The organism is Microtetraspora malaysiensis (genome assembly GCF_001528665.1).
Taxonomy (GTDB): domain Bacteria; phylum Actinomycetota; class Actinomycetes; order Streptosporangiales; family Streptosporangiaceae; genus Microtetraspora_A; species Microtetraspora_A malaysiensis.
This window is the reverse complement of sequence record NZ_BBYJ01000004.1, coordinates 245,246-261,911: the sequence shown is the minus strand read 5'-3', so window position 1 is coordinate 261,911 and position 16,666 is coordinate 245,246. Positions and strand designations below refer to the sequence as shown.

Sequence of the window (16,666 nt, the reverse complement as noted above, 5' to 3'; positions counted from 1 at the left end):
TCCGATATATCTGGGAATGTGAGGCGCGAGGGGCGCGCCCGTAGGCCGGAAGGCCGGACACCGCGGGGACGTGAGATGCGCAGAACACTGTGGGCGACACTCGCGCTCTCCGCTCTCGCCGCCTCGGTGTTCGCGGGGCCGGCCGCCCACGCGGCGTCGCGTCCCGCACTCCAGGCCGCGAGCCGTCCCGCCGTCGCGGGGGGGACCGCGGCCGCCGCCGTACCGGCGGCCAAACCGACGGCGAAGCCCGGGAAGAGCCCCAAGCCGAGGCCCGCGCGACGACCCACGACGGTCGTCGCGCTCACCTTCGACGACGGCGACCGCAGCCATGCCGTGGCCGCGAGGCTGCTGGAGAAACACGGGCTGCGCGGCACGTTCTACGTCAACAGCGGCGATCTCGGGACGTCGGGCAAGCTCTCCCGCCGCCAGGTGACCGCGATCGCGAAGGCGGGCCACGAGATCGGCGGCCACACGGTGGACCACGAGCGGCTGACCGACCTCGACCCCGAGGAGCAGGCGGAGACGATCTGCGCCGATCGTCGCGCCCTCCTCGGAACGGGCCTCCAGGTGCGGACCTTCGCCTACCCGTACGGCGCGGTGGACGCCACCGCCCGGCAGGCCGCGCGGGACTGCGGCTACAACGCGGCGCGGACCATCGGCGGCATCGCCCAGCGGCCGTGCCGCGACTGCGTCGTGGCGGAGCCCGCCCGGCCCGAGCGGCCCTACGAGATCCGCACGCCGGGATCGGTCCGCGAGAGCGCCACACTGGCGGCCCTGAAGGGCTACGTGATCCGCGCCGAACAGGGCGGCGGCGGCCTGCTCCCGCTGGCCTTCCACAAGGTGTGCGCGCGAGGCTGCGGCACCTTCTCGGTCCGTACGGACGTGCTCGACGGGTTCCTCGCCTGGCTGGCCAGGCGTGAGGGGCACGGCACGGCCGTCCGCACGCTCGGGGACGTCACCGGGGGCCGGGTGCGTCCCGTCCCCGCCGATCCCGCCGCCCCGTAACACGGAGATGTCAGGTTGCGGGGGGTTCGGGGCGGTCGCGGAGCAGGCGGCGGGCCTTCCTGATCGCCCGGCGCACGACCGTCAGGTCGCGCTCGCGCCGCAGGCGGACCGCCTCGACCCGCCACTGTTCGGCCTTGGCCCGCCACCGGGCGGTGTCCGCCTTGCCCTTCGCGGCCTCCTTCCGCAGCCGGGCGACCTCCTTCTCCAGCGCCGTCAGGCGTGACTTCACCCGTCCGCCGTCGATCTTGCGCTGGACGGCCAGCGCCTTCCAGTGGGCGGCCTCAGTGTTGCGGCCGCGCCGGGGCGGCCGGTCCGCCGGGTCGAGCCGGGTGAAACCCCAGGTCTCCCCGTCGAGCCACTCCACGCCGAAGGTCTCGTGGATCACCTCGTCGAGGTGCTCGCCGTCCTCGGCCAGGCGCGCCGCCCGCGCGACGGACGACGTCCGTTCCAGGCGGGCGCACAACACGCCGCCGGTGTCCTCGTCCAGAGCCACGCACAGCAGCCCGAGGTCGCCCTCCTCGGCGTACTTGATCAGCCGGTCGAGCGTGTCGGCCGCGACGCCCCAGCCGGGCGGACAGACCAGCCGGAACGGCGCGGGAGCCGCCGACGCGGGGGCGGAGGCGGCGAACCCGACCCGCCCGTCATGCGTGTAGCGGCCCCGGACGAGCCGGAGATCGAGGAGTGGGTCGTCCAGCGGCGCCCGCCGCCCGTCGTCCAGCGCGTTCCACGGGCCGGTCACGGTGACCTGGACGTCCGGGAGCGTGCTGACGAGCGCGGCGTCCACGGTCCCTGCGACGCTCTCGTAGCCCGCCGCCGACGCGTCCACGAGCACCTCGACGTACGGCACGAGCCACTGCCGGCCGCCCTCGACCCGCAGGAAGCGCCGGTAGGGGATGCGGTCCGCGACGAACGGTGAGTTGTACCGGCGGACCTCGTCCCCGCGCCGCATGGCGGTCGGCGTGCCGAGATGCCAGCTCCGCGCCGCCCGGTCCGGCACGAACACCGCCCCCGCCTGGGTGAGGCGATATCCCAACTCGGTGTCCTCGGCGAGGACCAGCGACGTGTCCAGGCCGCCCGCCGCGCGCAGCAGCCCGGCGGGGAGCGAGGCCGTCGCCCCGACGTGGACGCGGTGCAGGACGGAACTGGGGGCGGTCCTGAACCCGTCGTGCTCGTCGACGAGGTCCTCCCACCAGTCGTGCGCCGCGCTGGACGGCAGATCGAACAGCGCGTCCGCGTTCCGCGCCTCCACCGCGCTCCGTACGTCCGAGGGGGAGGGCAGCCCGTCCGCCACGTCGGCGAACCGCAGTGTCCCGAGGACGACCAGGTAGTCGGCCAGGTGATGCCATCGCATGTGCGTCTCGACGTGCACCCGGTACGGGACGATGTCCGCGTCGACGCGATGGATCACGTCGCCCTCGGCGAGGGCCGTACCGGTCGCGAGGGCCCAGGCTATGCCCCACCCCCCGGGACGGGCCGGCACGAGGCGGGTACGGCTCGGCGCGATCGGGGGCACCCGGAGCGGCGGGCCGCTGCCGTCGTCCACGACGATCACTTCCAGGAGGTGGTCGGGGTAGCTCTGCCCGGCCAGCGCCGCAAGGGTGAGATCCAGCTTCTCCTGGCAGTTCCGGGCGGGGATGACCACGCTGACCGACAGGTGGGGCTCCCACTCGCCCGGCGCGGGCACGTCGAGGACCGCGTAGTCGTTGCGCCGGATCCGCGGAGCGCGGCCCGTGAACGGCGCCGACGGGGTCATGACGCGCCCTCCGGGAGCTCCATGAGGGCGCTCGGCCGGAAACCGCGCCACTGCCGCTTGTTCCTGCGCAGGAAGGTGCCGATCGGCTCGCGCCAGGTGTGCTGGGACGCCGGGCCGCGCCGCAGCACGTACCCGAGGCCGTGGGTGCGGTACACCTGCCCGCCCGCGCTCTGCACGGCGTGCTGGAACTGGGTGTCCACGGCGCGGGGGAGCGGGCGGAAGCCGCCGACCGCGTCGAACGCCGCCCGCTCGGTGAAGATCGTGCCGCCCGCCACGAAGTTGGTGATCTGCTCGGTGACCTGGTCGCGGCGTACGGTGATGTCGATCGCCGCGAGGTAGACGAACTCCAGGGCCGCGCCCAGCACGTTCGCGCCGGTGTACGAGTGGGCGAGCAGCAGGTCGGCCAGGAAGTCCGGGCCGTACCAGTCGTCGTCGTCCATCTTCAGCAGGAACGAGCCGGACGCGCGGGCCGCCGCCCGGTTGAGCAGCGCCCCGAACGCGAGCGACGCCGCCCCCTCCACGACCGTGATCGGCCGCTCGAACGAGGCGACGGCCGGGGCCACGGACGGATGATCGCGCGGGATCCCGTGCAGGGCCAGGACGACCTCCAGCTCCGCGTCGCGCTGCCGGGCCGCCTGGCCGAGGGCGAAGGGCACCATCTCCGGGCGGCGGGTGGTCAGCAGCACGGACGTGAGCGGCCGCTGCCGGGCGGGGGCGCCGAGCCGCTCCCATCGGGCCTCGACGCCGTGGTCCCGGAGGGCGCGCCTACGGAGCAGGACGCTGTGCTCCTCACGCCGCAGGTCGTCCTCCAGGTCCTCGGGCGTGACCGCGCGGAGCAGCCCGATGAGCCCGTCGCCGAGCGCCCCGGCCCACGGAGGGATCTCGCCGGCCAGCATCGGCACGCCCGCCGCCGCCAGCGAGGCGACCACCCGCACGGCCGCGATCGGCCCCGTGTGGCCGTTCCGCCAGTCGATCCGCAGCCCGCGCACCTGCCGGAGGCGGGCGACGTCCGTGACGGTGACGCACCCGGACGCGGCGAAGCGGGTGAGCACCTTCCCGTCGTGGACGGCGTTCCAGCGGCCGTCGGCCAGTTCGAGGCGGCCGACGCCCAGCGTGGGCGTGGTGACGAAGCCCATCGGATTCACCGACCGGTCGTCCACCGGGGGGAGCAGCCGGACATCGTTCACATGTACGGCAGGCCGCCTGTTCGCGGCCTCCGTACCGACGGCCAGAGGCACGGCGCCTCCGGGCTCGCCGAGGCGTTCCCAGCTCAGCTCCTCCAGGGCGGGGAGATCCACCACGGGCGCGTCCCCCTCCCAGGCGGGCAGGCCCTCCGGGAAGGAGGTGCGGAGCACCACGTCGCCGCCCGGAGCGCCGACACGTACGGGCAGAGGACCCCCCGGCTCCACCGGGGACGCGTTGGGGTCCCCCGGCCGCCAATGGGCCGCGCCCGGCCCGGCCAGCGCCGCCACGGGGGCGGCGATGCCGTCGAGGCGGTTCCCCGCGAACGCGCGGGCGGTCGCGGCCACGGTACGCCCGGCCGGGGTCGCGGCGGAGAACCTCGCGTCCACCGCCCACGCGCCGTTCGCCGGCCGGTGGACTCTCAGCTCCGTGAGGGCCCGCCAGCGGTGGGCGGGCGTGAGCGACGGCGCGGGCGCCGGGTACCAGTACGGGGTCTCGGCGGTGACCACGATCACCCGTTCGGCGCGGGGCAGCAGCGTGTGCAGGGTCGCGGCCCGGCGCAGATCCGTCGGAGTGCGCGCGAGCACGAGGACCTCGGTAACCTCCTCGTCCGGCGACGGAGCCGCCCCACCCGGCGGCGGCGTCCCGGGGCTCTCCGGAGGCAGGGCGCGCCGGGGGTCGCCGTCGAGGTCCACGAGGTGCCGGACGCCCGTGACGGCGAGGCTCTCCGGTGACTCCACTCCGACGCAGTACACGGCGACCCGCCGCCCCGCGCCGCGCCGTACGGCCTCGCCGATGATCCGCTCGAACATCAGCGCCGCCTGAACCTCCGGCCGCGAACACCGCGAAGGCCGCGAACGCCGCGACCGGTGTCGGCCGCCTCCGTGTCATGGGCGTGCCGGAGGTCGGCCTCCAGCCGGGCCACCTCGGCCCGCAGCCGTGTAGCCTCGGAGCGCCACCTGGTCGCGCTCGCCCGCCACTTGGCCGGGTCGCCGCCCACCGGCTCGGCGTTCTCGTCCCGCACGACGCCGAAATCCTCCGCCGCGACCCAGATCGACCCGTACATCTCGTCCACCAGTGCGTCGGGGGCGTCGGCGCCCGGGAAACGGGCGGCGCGGGAGAACGCGGCGGTCCGTTCCAGCCTCAGCGCCGACACGCCCGCCGCGGTCTCCTGCACGATCGCCGACACGAGGCCGTACCCCCGGCGTTCGGCCAGCTCGACGAGCGACGCCAGGGAGTCGGGGCCGAGCACCCATCCGGCGGGGCAGGTGACCCGGAAGGGCGTGGGCGCGCAGCTCTCCGCCGCCGCCCGCGCGAAGCGCACCCTCGGCTCGTGCTCGTACAGGTTGTACGCGAGCCGGGTGTCGAGCATCGGCTCGTCGAGCGAGGCCCGGCGGCCCGAGGGCAGCTTGTCCCACGGGCCGAGGAGCACCACCGAGGTGTCGGCCACGGTCCCCGCCAGGGCGGCGTCCACACTGGCGCGCACCTGCTCGTACGTCGCGCCGTGCGCGTCGATCACCACCTCGACGTAGGGCACCGCCCAGTGGCGGCGGGGATGACGGCGCAGCCAGCGCAGGTCGGGGATCAGGTCGCCGAGGAACGACCAGTTGTGCCGGTGGACGTCGGCCTCCCGGCGCATGACCGTGGACGTGCCGAGGTGCCACGCCCGGGCCTCGGGGTCCGGGATGAAGACCGCTCCCTGCTGCGCGAGCCGGTATCCGAGGTCGGTGTCCTCGGCCATGTTCAGCGACGTGTTCACGCCGCCCGCCGCCTTCAGCAGCCACGCGGCGACCGACGTTGTCGCGCCGGAGTGCAGCCGGTACGCCCCGGCGACCTCGTCGCGCAGCTCCCGCGTCGTGCCGAGCACCTCGGCGGTCCAGCCGTGCGGCCGTGCCTCCTCGAAGGCCGCCGCGTCCTCGTACGTCCCGGCGAAGACGGCCTCGGGCGCGGGCGGCAAAACGTCGTCGGCGACGAACCCCACCCTCCCGTGGACCACGGCGTAGCTCGCCAGGTGGTGCCACCGCAGGTGCGCCTCGATGTGGTCCCGCGCGAGGATCATGTCGGAGTCGACCCAGTGGACGACGTCCCCGCCCGCCGCCTCCGCGCCCGTCTGCCTGGCCCAGCCGCGTCCCCACCGGCCCTCGGGTACGCGTACGATCCGGGTCGCCTCGGGGGCGATGCGGGGGACGCGGAGCGCCGGGTCGCTGCCGTCGTCGGCGACGACGACCTCCGTCAGATCCCGGGGGTAGGTCTGCGCGGCGAGCCCGGCGAGCGTCCGGTCCAGCGCCTCCTGGCACTCGTACGCGGGGATGACGACGCTGACCGTCAGCCGGGGCTCCCAGGCGCCGAGCGCCGGGGGACGCAGGGTGCCGTAGTCGTTGCGTCGAACGCGCGGCATATCCGGAATTGTCATGGCGTGGCGCGGGTGAGTGTCACGAGCCCCTTGTCGGCCTCGTGCTCCACGGCTTCCAGGGGGAACTCGTCCAGCCAGCGCCGGACCGCCGCCCGCTCGTCGGCGCGGGCGGCGTCGTCGACGAGGATGCGCACGTCCTTCGCGCACCGGTCCAGCAGGGCCGGGACGGCCGGATAGCGCGCCTGCGGTCCGGTCGCGCCGGGCGGGCCGTCCACGAGGAGCAGGCCGATCCCGTCGAGATCCCGCGTGGCGTCCTCGTCGTACCAGCTCCAGGACTCGGCGCCGTGCCGCCAGGGGCGCAGCGGGGCGTGCCGCACCTCCACGATGTGGGACAGCCCGTGGGCGCGCACCAGGTCGCGGGAGAGCGCGTAATAGCGCTCGTCGTGCTCCAGGGAGACGACCCGGCCGCCGCCGTAACGTTCCACGGCGTAGCCGAGCCAGACGGTCGACGATCCGCTGCCGCACTCGACGACCAGCCGGGGCCGGTGCTCGCAGATGTGGCCGACCAGCCGGCGCAGCAGGTCGGGCGAGGCGGCCCACCCTCTCAGCTCGGGCAGCGGCGCCCGCGGCTCGATCAGCGACCGGAGATCGACGTACGCCTCGACCTGGCGGTACCCCTGCCGGAACTCCCTGGTCAGGGCCTTCTCGACGTGGTCAAGCCGGGTGCCGACGAGCGCGCCGGCGTCGCCCACGGCCTTCTCGATCTCCTGCCGGGCGAGCGTCGCGTTGACGCGGTCCTCCCCGAGCGAGGTGAGGATCGCGCGCAGGTCCTCCTCGCGGCGCGGGCCGCGCGCCTCGGCCGCCGCCGCGACCTGCTCCAGCCGCTCGGTGACGCTCCCGAGGGCGTTCGCGACCTTGGCGAGGGCGGCCTCCTGGCGCTTGACCCGGTCGTCGATGCGCAGCGCCTTCCCGTCCACGCGGCGTACGGAGAGGGCGACGAGGAACATCAGGCCGGTCGCGCAGATCAGGAGGCCGAGGGTCAGCCCGGCGAGGATTTCGACGATCTCCAGCAGGATCAGCACGGTCAACGCCGCCAGCGTCAACGCGCCGACCGCCGCGGCGGCCACGATGAGCCGACGGGTGGTGGGCATTCGTTGTCTACCTCCGTGGTACGTCCCGACGGCTCACCTGCGAGCGCGGGGCATCTCCCCGGATCCGCCCGCGCCGGCGTCAGGAGGACCTCGGCGGCGGTGCCGCCGCGCGCGTGTCGCGCGCTCTCTCCCCGCCTCGTGGCGCGTCCGTCCGGATCCGCTCGGGCGGCGGATCCGCGGAACAGTACCGAAATGGTCTACGGGACTGTTGTAGTCACGACTTCAATGGAATTGTGATGATCACCGAACATTGCGGAATCTTCCGAGCTTCGGCGTATATGTATGTTCTAGCGATGTTTCGTAGGTAAACCATGGATAATTCCTGAAAGTTTCCTGATAGGACGGTCATGACGAGCCCTCAGGGGTTCCTGAGCAGTGCGGACGCGGAGCCGGCGCAGGCCACATGGGACGGAATCCGGTGGATGGTCGCCGGAACGCCCTTCCCCGAAGAATCGCCAGGGGAGGCGGTGGCGCCGCTGCGCGCACACCAGAGCGTGCGCCTCGCCTGGCCCGGCAGCGTTTCCGCCCACGCCGCCCCCACACCCGACGGCGAAACGCCGTACGACGCCGACGCCCGCCGATCTCTCGACGCCGTGCTGACGCTCGCGGCGGCCGGGGTGCCGCTGCACGCGGAGACGGTCCCGCGGTGGCTCGCCACTGACGATCCCGCGCTGGCCGAGCTGCTCACCTCGACCGGCTGGCTCGAACCGGAGACCGACACGTCCGGGGTCTCCGTGGCCGCGCTCCGCCGGGAGGAGCACAGCGTGCGGCTCCGCCGCCACGCCCTCGCCGCCCGCCGTACGCGGGCGAACGTCAGCGTGATCATGGCCAGCAGGCGGCCGTCGATGGCGGGCTGGGCACTGGCCCAGATCGCCCGGCAGCGGCACGTGGACGTCGAGGTCGTCTTCGCCGCCCACGGCTACCCCGCCGACGTCGTACGGCGGGCCGCCAAGGGGTTGGACATCCCCGTCGAGGTGATCGAGGCGGACGGCGACACGATGTTCGGAGACGTGTTGAACGAGGCCGCGCGCCGGGCGAGTGGAGACCTGCTCGCCAAATGGGACGACGACGACTGGTACGGCCCCGAGCACCTCGCCGACCTCCTGCTCGCCCGCTCCTACTCGGGCGCGGACATCGTCGGCACGACGGCCGAGTTCTTCCATCTCGAACCGCTGAACCTCACCATCCGGCGCACCGACTACAAGAGCGAGGTCTGGAACCGGCACGTCGCGGGCGGCACCATCATGCTCGACCGCGCCGTGTTCACCGGCTTCCCCTCGGTGCCGCGCGCGGTGGACGAGGGGATGCTCACCGCGGCCGACGCGGCGGGAGCCCGCATCTACCGGACGCACGGCCTCGGCTACATGCTCAGGCGCTCGACGGCGGACCGGCACACCTGGCGGCTGCCGCTCGCCCACTTCCTGAAAGTCGCGACCAACCAATGGCGGGGCGTGCGGCCCAGCCACATCCTGGAGCCGGCCCATTGATGGAAACGCCCGTAAGCGTCCCCCGGGTCAAGGGGAACGACTATTCCCTCCTCACACCCGCTGAGATCGGCTCCTGGACGCCCCGGCTGTCGGTCAGTGTCGTCATCCCCGCGTACGGCGGGCAGGACAAGCTCGACCTCGTGCTCGCCGCGCTCGCCGTCCAGACCTATCCGGCGGAGCTCACCGAGGTCGTGGTCGTGGACAACGGCAGCTCCCCGCCGCTGCACCTCCCGGAGTTGCGGCCCGTCGGCACCCGGCTGATCAGATGCGAGACGCCGGGCCGGGCCGACGCCAGGAACGCCGGGCTCGCCGCGTCCGGCGGGGACGTCGTCCACTGGCTGGACTCCGACGTCGTGCTGGAGCGGGACGCGGTCGAGGCGCAGATGCGCTGGCACCACCTCGCCCCCTACCTCTCCGTGACCGGATATCTGCGGTTCAGCGAGGCGCGGCCGCCCCAGCCCGCGCAGATCGCGGACGCCGCGGAGCTCGCGCCGTTCTTCGAACCCGCTGAGCCGCACTCCTGGATCGTCGACCTCGTCGGGCGTACGGACGGCCTGCGCGACGCGCGCCGGGCCTTCAGCCTGCACGTCGGGGGATCGACCTCGGTCAGCCGGCGGCTGATCGAGATGACCGGTCCGATGGACACCGGCCTCATGCTGGGCCAGGACACCGAGATGGGATACCGCCTGGCCCAAGCGGGCGCGGTCTTCGTCCCCGAGCCCCGCTCTCGGGCCTACCACCTCGGCCCCACGATGCGGATGCGCGACATGGACCGGGTCACCCGGGTCAGCCACGCGTTCATCCCCGATCGCGTCCCGCAATATCGCTGGCTCCGCTCCCACCCGGCCCGCCAGTGGCTGGTGCCGTACGTCGAGGTCGTCGTGGACGGCGCGGGCGCCTCCTACGAGGACGTACGGGCCACGGTGGACACCGCCCTCGCCGGCACGGTCCCCGACGTGGGCGTGGTGGTGACCGGGGTGCCCGAGCCGGAGACCCGGGAACGGCGGGCGCCGCTGACCGACCCCTCCCTCGACCTGACGCTCGTCCATGGCATCTACGCCCACGAGGCGCGCGTACGGTTCACCCCGTCGGCTGCCCCCGCGCCGTTCCGGTTACGCGTCCCGGCGGGGTGGGCGCTGGGGGAGGACACCCTGGCGACGCTCGTCGACCTGATCGAGGAGCGCGGGCTGGGCCTGGTCGGCCTTCTCCTGTCCGAGGACGGCGAAGGCCCCGGGGGAGGGGTGACGGTCGCGCGTCTGGAGCGTACGGCGGCGTTCAACCGGGCGACCTTCGTCCAGGAGCCCGGAGCGGCAGGAGCGGCCGGACGGGCGGCCGGCGCCGGGAGAAGCGACGCGGAAACGGAGGCGCTGGACGACGCCGTGGCCGAGATGTTCGGCGCGGTGTGGATCGACGGGGCCCCCGCCGGCCTCCTCCCGGCGGACCAGGCGCCGGTTCCCACCGGGCGGCGCAGCGCCTACCGGGCGAGGGCCGAGGCGCAGGCCGAGGCGGCCAAGCTCGCCAAGGAGGTCGAACGGCTGCGCGGCCAGGTGGGGAAGTGGCGCGACGAAGCCGCCAAGTGGCGCAAATCCACCGTGGAACTGCGCCGCGAGGTGAGCTCCCTGCGCAAGGAGGTCGGCGCGTTGCGCCGCAAGCGGGGCATCAAGGCCATCGTCCGCCGCGTGATCTACCGCTAGTCAATGGCGGCGGTGTGGAAAGTCCCCTGGGTCCTCTGGTGATCCGCCCTCGGCCCCCAGGCCAGGGGGCCGGACACCGCTCGCGCCTCACGGAGTGCTGGAGGCGCTCTGGCGCCCCGCAGGCGGGCAGATGTCGAGATAGGGGACGTCGATCAGATAGCGCCGCCATTCGGCGGGAGCGAGCGTGCGGCCCGCACGCTCGCACACGACCTCGGCGACCTGGTCCTCCGCCACCGGGATCTCCGACAATGTGCCCCGCCGGTCGATCGCGATCAGCCGGCGGCCGTCCGCGGTGAAGGCGAGGCCCTTGGCGGCGTCGCCGAAGAGAGGGACGGCGGCCACAAGGCGCTTGGTCTCGACGTCCCACACCTGGACGAGCCCGCTCCTTCCGGACGTACCGATGACATTCTCGTCGTCGCCGTACGCCGCGACGAGGCTGCCGTCCGGGCTGAAGGCGAGGCTGACCGCGCTGATTCCCAGCATTCCCCGCAGTGCCGGCGAGACCGGGGCGTACTGCTGGGTGTCCCAGAGAACGAACGTCCCCTCGCCGCCGCTGACGGCCACCAAGGGGCCGATCGGGCTTGTGGCGACGAGCCCGGCCGAACCGATCGTGGGGAAGCCCAGGTCGACCGGCCTGCCGGTGGCCGCGTCGAAGATCCTGCCGACGTCGGAGACCACCGACTTCCCGTCGCCGGTGTAGGCGACAGAGCCGATCGGCATGCTCAGTGGCACCTTCCTGATCGGTCGGCCGCTGCCGGCGTCGAGCTCCCAGAGGCGATAGACCGGCCGGCGTCCTCGCTGGAGATGCGCGAGCACCACGAGGAGCCTCTTGCCGTCCGCGGTGAAGGTGGCATCCGTCACCACGTCGCCGTCCGGAACGGGCGTCCGCCATCGCAACCTGCGCGTGGCGACGTCCCAGGCACGTAGCAGATCGTTCCCCGAGATCCCGGTGACCACGGTGCGCCCTGACCTGTCGAAGACCACATCCCCGTTGGAGAACTCGGTGCCGGGCAGGACGCCCGAGTATCGGCGCGCCCGCACATCCCAGATCCGCAGCGGGGACTCGCCGTTCCCGTCGGTGGTGACGACCCAGCGGCCGTCGGGGCTGAGCCGCGGCTCCTCACCGCTTCTCCGCATCGTGGACGTGGAGACGGGGGACCGCGCGTCGAGGCTGACGACCTCGTCGTCCTGCAGGTAGCGGATGGTCCGTCCGTCGGGGTCGATCCAGACGTCGGACGGCACGCCTTCCGTGTGATAGCTGAAGAGCCGCGCGCCCGTCGTCACGCTCCACAGTCTGATCGACGCGTCGGCGAAGCCCACGACCAGCGTGCCGTCGGCGCTGAACCGCACGCCCTTGTGCACGGCCCGGTCGACTTCGACAGCCGATCCGTCCTCCGCCCAGGCCCACCACGCGGTGTCGTCCGCCACCGGCACCGCCTCGCCCGTCGCCACATCGAATCTGGTGAGCTCGGCGCCGGCGCACAGCAGGTATCTGCCGTCCCGGCTGAACGTGACGAGCGTGCCGCAGTCCTCGGGGAAGCGGGTGTCCTTCCCCAGCCCGGGCAGCCGGCGCACCTCCAACCCGCGGAGGCCCACACCCGCCACCATCCGGCCGTCCGGGGCGACGACCACGCTGTCCATCTGCCCCAGCGGGGTCTGCACGATCCTGCCGGTGCGGACGTTCCAGAGGACCGCGTCCTCGCTCTCCAGCTTGATCGCCACGATCGACTCGTTGCCGCCGAAGGCCGGCACCGCGCTCGCCCCGTCCTTGACGGGGTGCTCCGCGAGCTTCGCGCCTGTCATGGTGTCCCACGCGATGACCGAGCGCTCCGTGACCACCACGAGCAGCTTCCCGCTCGGGCTCAGCTCGGCGGCGAGGGGCACGATCCTCGCGCCCGGCCATTTCCAGAACGCCCGGCGCCTGCCGGTGGGCACGTCGTAGACCGCCGTGCCCTCCTCACTGGCGCTCACCAGCGTGCGCCCGTCCTGGCTCACGGTCCGCACTCCGATGCCCTTGGCCGGCGGCTGCCGGAAAACGGCTCTCTCCGGACGGTAGAGCGAGGCCATCAAGCTCGCCCTGGTGTCGGCACCGGGCGCGAGACGCCAGCCGGCCACACTCAACAGCATCGCCTTGACCGCGTCCGTGGTGCGCAGCCGGTCGGCCTCCGCGGCCACCTGCCTGCCGATGGCGATGTCGCGCCGGTCGTCGGCGAGCCCGCTCTGCCGTACTGCCACGCCGCCCGCGGCGAGGGCCGCCACGAGCAGCCCCGCCAGTGCGATCGTGGTGAGCCGGCGCCGGCGGGCCCGTTTCCTGGCCAGTGAGGTGCCCGCGGTGAGGAAGTCGCGCTCCCGCTGGGTCAGCGACAGGTGCTTGCGCCGGGTGGCGGCCCAGCTCAGTGCGCCCTCCAGGCGGCTGCCCTGCAGCAGGTCGCCGTCCCTGCGGCCGTTCTCCGTCCAATACCGTGCCGCGGTGGCGATCTGGCCGAGCAGGGCCAGCCCGTCACGGTCGGCCTCGACCCACATCCGCAGCCGGGGCCAGGCCCGCAGCAGCGCCGGGCGGGTGAGCCCCACGGCGCCGTCCTTCTCGCTGACCAGGTAGGAGAACACCCGCAGGATGTGCTCGACGGCCGTGGCCTCGCGCTCGGGCCGCCCCTCGATCAGCTCCTCCCTGGGCGCCAGGCGGCCTGACTCACGCCCGTCCTCGCCGATCGAGACCAGCCGCAGGAACACCTCGGGCGCCAGTTCCCGCTGCTCAGGGGCGAGCGCGCCGTAGGCGTCCTCGGCGATCGTGCCCAGTGCTGGATCTGCGGTGTCGGGCACATGCACGCCCCTGGCCGTACGGGTGCCCTCCGCCATGAGCCCGGGGGTGTCGCCGCCGTAGCCGCTGACCAGCGCGAGAAGCAGGCCACGAGAGGTCGGGCGGGCCTCGGGATCCTTCTCCAGCGCGGCCTCCACCAGCGGGCGCATGCTGGGCGGGATGGCGCTCAGGTCCGGGTGCAGCGACAGCACCTTGTGCATGACAGCGCCCAGGGTGTCCGCCCTGAACGGGTCCTCGCCGGTGGCCGCGAACACCATGATCGCGCCCCAGGCGAACACGTCGGCCTTCGCGTCGGCGCGTTGGCCCGTGAAGACCTCCGGCGCCATGTACGTCGGCGTGCCGGCCACCTGGCCCGTCGCGGTGAGCGACATGTCGGCCGTACGCGCCACGCCGAAGTCGATCACGCGCGGCCCGTCAGGGGAGAGCAGCACGTTGTCGGGCTTGAGATCGCGGTGCAGGACTCCGGCCTCGTGGATCGCGGTCAGCGCGGTGACGATGGCCGTGCCGAGCCGGTGCAGGTCGTCACCGGTGAACCGGCGCCCTGCCGCACGCAGGCTCCGTCCCTCGACATATTCGCTGACGATGTAAGGCTTGCGCGCCTCGAGATCGGTGTGGAGGACGCGCGCCGTGCAGAAGGAGGCGACGCGCCGCGCGGCGGCGGCCTCCCTGGCGAGCTGCTCACGCGTCCGCTCGTCGCCGGACGCATGCAGCACCTTGATCGCGACCCGGCGCCCCTCGCCGTCGTAGGCGTCGTAGACGACGCCCTGACCGCCCTCTCCCAGCCGCCCCGCCAGCCAGTAGTCGCCGACGTGGTGGGGATCGCCGGGCAGCAAGGATTTCACAGCGGGTTGGATGCGGATCATTCCCGCAAAGTTCCCCGCCTTCGGACCGGGGTTGTCACGGCGAACCCCGCCCGGGCCGTACGGCCCGGGCGGGGGATGGATCAGCCGAGGGGGACGCAGATCGCGTAGAACTCGACACTGATCTCCTTCTTCATCGGGTTCACGGCGACGAAGTCCCACGCGTTCTGGACGCCGCCGGGATCGTCGCGCGTGCTGCCGGGCGCGCTGACCGGGAAGGCCACCGGCTTGCGCGGGTCGTGCGCGCCGTGGAAGGCGTGACCGCCGCCCACCGCGCGTCTGCCCTTCCCGCACACCACGTTGGTGTCAAGGATTCCGCGGCCCGGGACCTTCCGCGTCTCCTTCACCACGGTCACCTCCGACCCGCGGAGCCCGCTCGACCCGCCGCTCTGGTCTGCCGAGGCGATCCCGCCCAGCGCGAGCGCCCCCATCGCCAGCACCCCGACTCCGGCGCCGATCAGTGCGATCTTCCTGCCCGGATGCCCGAGAAGCTCCATGTGATCCCCCTTGTCGATCTGATACGCACGCGGTTCGGCCGCCGGCGCCGTCGCGTCCGGCAAACGTTCCGATCGCGAACCGTTAGATGCGGGGTTCTCCCGGATTGTTCTCACGTTCGCCCCTCGGGTCAGTTCGCGCAGTGAGGCGCCGTCGATATCGCCGACGCAGAGAGCACCACCCGGCGGCTCCGCTACGCATGGACGCAGGCGGGAGGGCTACGGACGAATCCGGTAGTGGGTCCGGATGGCGGTGCGCAGCCGCCGGACCCACGAGCGCTTCGCGCGCGGGCGCGCGGCGGGCCCGCGCGCGTCGGTGAGGCCCGCCATCGCCGACCTCATGTCCTTCTGCGGAGCCGCGGCCCGGACGGGGGCGGCCGGCGGTTCCGCCGCCGAGGGCCAGAACGCGTCCGCCGGGCTGTGCCGTACGCCGTGGGTCTGCCGGATGACGTCCGCACGCGGCTCGCCCGGGCGGGCCAGCCGGAGGGCCCGTCCCACGGCCTCGGTGCGCTCCACGGTCGCGGTGCGGCCGTCCGGGAACGTGACGACGAGCATGCCGACCCGCTCGTCGAGCACCGTCTTGACCATCCGTTCCAGCGTCTCCGGCGCGAGCGGGACGTCCACCGGCCCCGAGTAGCGGAACGGCACGGGCGTCGCGCTCGGCGGCACGTCCTCGGCCAGCCGTACCCGGGGGTCGTCGGCGAACCCGGTCCGCAACATGCGCAGATCGAACCCGGGCGCGGTCAGTACCGGATGACGGCCGGACGGCAGCGCCGACCACGGCGCCACCAGCGTGACGGCGACGTCGGGCAGGGACCCGTCGAGCGCCGCGTTCACCGCCGCGCGGGTGACCCGCTCGCTCGCCCCGGCCACGTCCAGGACCACCTCCACGTACGGCACGCGCCAGCCGCGGCCCCGCTCCTTGCGCAGGTCGCGGCGGAGCGGCACGCGATGGGCCAGGTAGGGCTCGACGGTCCGCACCGTCGCCCCGCGGTCGCGCCGCTGCGCGGGCAGGCCGAGATGGACGGCGCGGGCCGTGAGATCCGGCACGAAGACGGCGCCCGCCTGGGCCAGCCGGTACCCCAGCTCGGTGTCCTCGCCCCGCTGGACCTCGGTGTCGAAGCCGCCGACGTCAAGGAAGAGCGTCCGGTGGAGGGACAGGGTGGGGCCGGTGCAGACGTGGTAGGGGTTCTTGCTGCTGCGCATCCCGTCCAGGCGGAGGATCGTCATCTCCGTCGTGCTGGGGATGGTCTTCTCGGGGTCGAACAGGCGGGTCAACGTGTCACCGGTCACGGCCTCGTGCACCTCGGCGGCTGTGACGGGGCTCTCCTCGATGAACCGTTTGCCGCCGATCGTGACGAGAAGGTCGGTGAGGTGGTGCCAGCGCAGCAGGGCCTCAAGATGATCGCGGTGGAGGATCATGTCGGCGTCGACACGCTGCACGACGGTCCCGTCGGTGGCGGCGACGCCGGTGTTGACCGCGTGTCCCGGTCCCCAGCCGTCCGCGGTCGTGACGATCCGGGTGTTCTCCGGGCGGATCTGCGGTAATCGCAGCGGCGGGGCGCTGCCGTCGTCCACGATGACGACCTCTGTCAGATGGGCAGGGTAGGTCTGCGCCGCGAGCGAGGCCAGGGTGAGATCGAGCCGGTGCTGGCCGCCGTACGCGGGGATGATCACGCTGACCGGCACTTCCGGACGCCAACCGCCGATCGGCGCGGGGACCAGGGGAGAATAGTCATTGTGCCGAATCCTCGGCCGGACCTCGTCGCCCGCCACGTGTCCCTCCTCGGTTGTCACCTGTCAAGTCAAGTCAGGGGATCGACCCTAGCGAAGTGAACTTGTAGTTCGCTGAGAGCGCGAAGCGCTGCT

Annotated in this window: 10 protein-coding genes; 3 read left to right on the top strand and 7 right to left on the bottom strand. The window is 73.2% G+C overall.

Annotated elements, in window-relative coordinates; all coding sequences use genetic code 11:
- The first annotated feature begins 75 nt into the window (after window positions 1-75).
- A complete protein-coding gene (locus tag AWQ71_RS01205; RefSeq protein ID WP_067125122.1) occupies window positions 76-1,005 on the top strand; it encodes a polysaccharide deacetylase family protein in 930 nt (309 codons plus the stop codon).
- Window positions 1,006-1,015: 10 nt separating this feature from the next.
- Here AWQ71_RS01205 and AWQ71_RS01200 read toward each other — a convergent pair whose 3' ends face one another.
- Genes AWQ71_RS01200 through AWQ71_RS01185 form a run of 4 tightly spaced genes read right to left on the bottom strand, consistent with a single transcriptional unit; the run spans window position 1,016 to window position 7,444 of the window.
- Window positions 1,016-2,758, bottom strand: coding sequence for a glycosyltransferase family 2 protein (locus AWQ71_RS01200; protein WP_067125119.1), 1,743 nt, complete (start codon window positions 2,756-2,758; stop codon window positions 1,016-1,018).
- Window positions 2,755-4,752, bottom strand: coding sequence for a glycosyltransferase (locus AWQ71_RS01195; protein ID WP_084258295.1), 1,998 nt, complete (start codon window positions 4,750-4,752; stop codon window positions 2,755-2,757). The genes AWQ71_RS01200 and AWQ71_RS01195 overlap by 4 nt, the downstream gene beginning before the upstream one ends.
- Window positions 4,752-6,338 (bottom strand): glycosyltransferase, encoded by a 1,587-nt coding sequence (locus AWQ71_RS01190; RefSeq protein WP_067125116.1) that lies wholly within the window; start codon window positions 6,336-6,338, stop codon window positions 4,752-4,754. The genes AWQ71_RS01195 and AWQ71_RS01190 overlap by 1 nt, the downstream gene beginning before the upstream one ends.
- 11 nt (window positions 6,339-6,349) lie before the next feature.
- A complete protein-coding gene (locus AWQ71_RS01185; protein ID WP_067125114.1) occupies window positions 6,350-7,444 on the bottom strand; it encodes a class I SAM-dependent methyltransferase in 1,095 nt (364 codons plus the stop codon).
- Window positions 7,445-7,791: 347 nt separating this feature from the next.
- Here AWQ71_RS01185 and AWQ71_RS01180 point away from each other — a divergent pair, with 347 nt between their 5' ends.
- Entirely contained in the window at window positions 7,792-8,931 is a 1,140-nt protein-coding gene (locus AWQ71_RS01180) for a glycosyltransferase family 2 protein (RefSeq protein WP_067125111.1), read from the top strand.
- Window positions 8,931-10,625: a glycosyltransferase family 2 protein gene (locus AWQ71_RS01175; RefSeq protein WP_067125108.1), complete on the top strand. Its 1,695-nt coding sequence runs from the start codon at window positions 8,931-8,933 to the stop codon at window positions 10,623-10,625. Before AWQ71_RS01180 ends, AWQ71_RS01175 begins: the two co-directional genes overlap by 1 nt.
- 87 nt (window positions 10,626-10,712) lie before the next feature.
- Here AWQ71_RS01175 and AWQ71_RS01170 read toward each other — a convergent pair whose 3' ends face one another.
- The 3 genes from AWQ71_RS01170 to AWQ71_RS01160 form a co-directional block, all read right to left on the bottom strand.
- A complete protein-coding gene (locus AWQ71_RS01170; RefSeq protein WP_067125105.1) occupies window positions 10,713-14,285 on the bottom strand; it encodes a WD40 repeat domain-containing serine/threonine protein kinase in 3,573 nt (1,190 codons plus the stop codon).
- Between the two features lie 101 nt (window positions 14,286-14,386).
- Window positions 14,387-14,800 (bottom strand): hypothetical protein, encoded by a 414-nt coding sequence (locus tag AWQ71_RS01165; protein WP_157570123.1) that lies wholly within the window; start codon window positions 14,798-14,800, stop codon window positions 14,387-14,389.
- Window positions 14,801-15,016: 216 nt separating this feature from the next.
- The gene (locus AWQ71_RS01160) at window positions 15,017-16,594 is read right to left on the bottom strand and encodes a glycosyltransferase family 2 protein (protein ID WP_067125099.1); all 1,578 of its coding nucleotides are present in this window, start codon (window positions 16,592-16,594) and stop codon (window positions 15,017-15,019) included.
- Window positions 16,595-16,666 lie beyond the last annotated feature (72 nt).

Coding starts and splice junctions, on each gene's coding strand:
- AWQ71_RS01205 (WP_067125122.1), top strand. CDS start 76: ATGCGCAGAACACTGTGGGCGACACTCGCGCTCTCCGCTCTCGCCGCC.
- AWQ71_RS01185 (WP_067125114.1), bottom strand. CDS start 7,444: ATGCCCACCACCCGTCGGCTCATCGTGGCCGCCGCGGCGGTCGGCGCG.
- AWQ71_RS01190 (WP_067125116.1), bottom strand. CDS start 6,338: ATGCCGCGCGTTCGACGCAACGACTACGGCACCCTGCGTCCCCCGGCG.
- AWQ71_RS01195 (WP_084258295.1), bottom strand. CDS start 4,752: ATGTTCGAGCGGATCATCGGCGAGGCCGTACGGCGCGGCGCGGGGCGG.
- AWQ71_RS01175 (WP_067125108.1), top strand. CDS start 8,931: ATGGAAACGCCCGTAAGCGTCCCCCGGGTCAAGGGGAACGACTATTCC.
- AWQ71_RS01180 (WP_067125111.1), top strand. CDS start 7,792: ATGACGAGCCCTCAGGGGTTCCTGAGCAGTGCGGACGCGGAGCCGGCG.
- AWQ71_RS01165 (WP_157570123.1), bottom strand. CDS start 14,800: ATGGAGCTTCTCGGGCATCCGGGCAGGAAGATCGCACTGATCGGCGCC.
- AWQ71_RS01200 (WP_067125119.1), bottom strand. CDS start 2,758: ATGACCCCGTCGGCGCCGTTCACGGGCCGCGCTCCGCGGATCCGGCGC.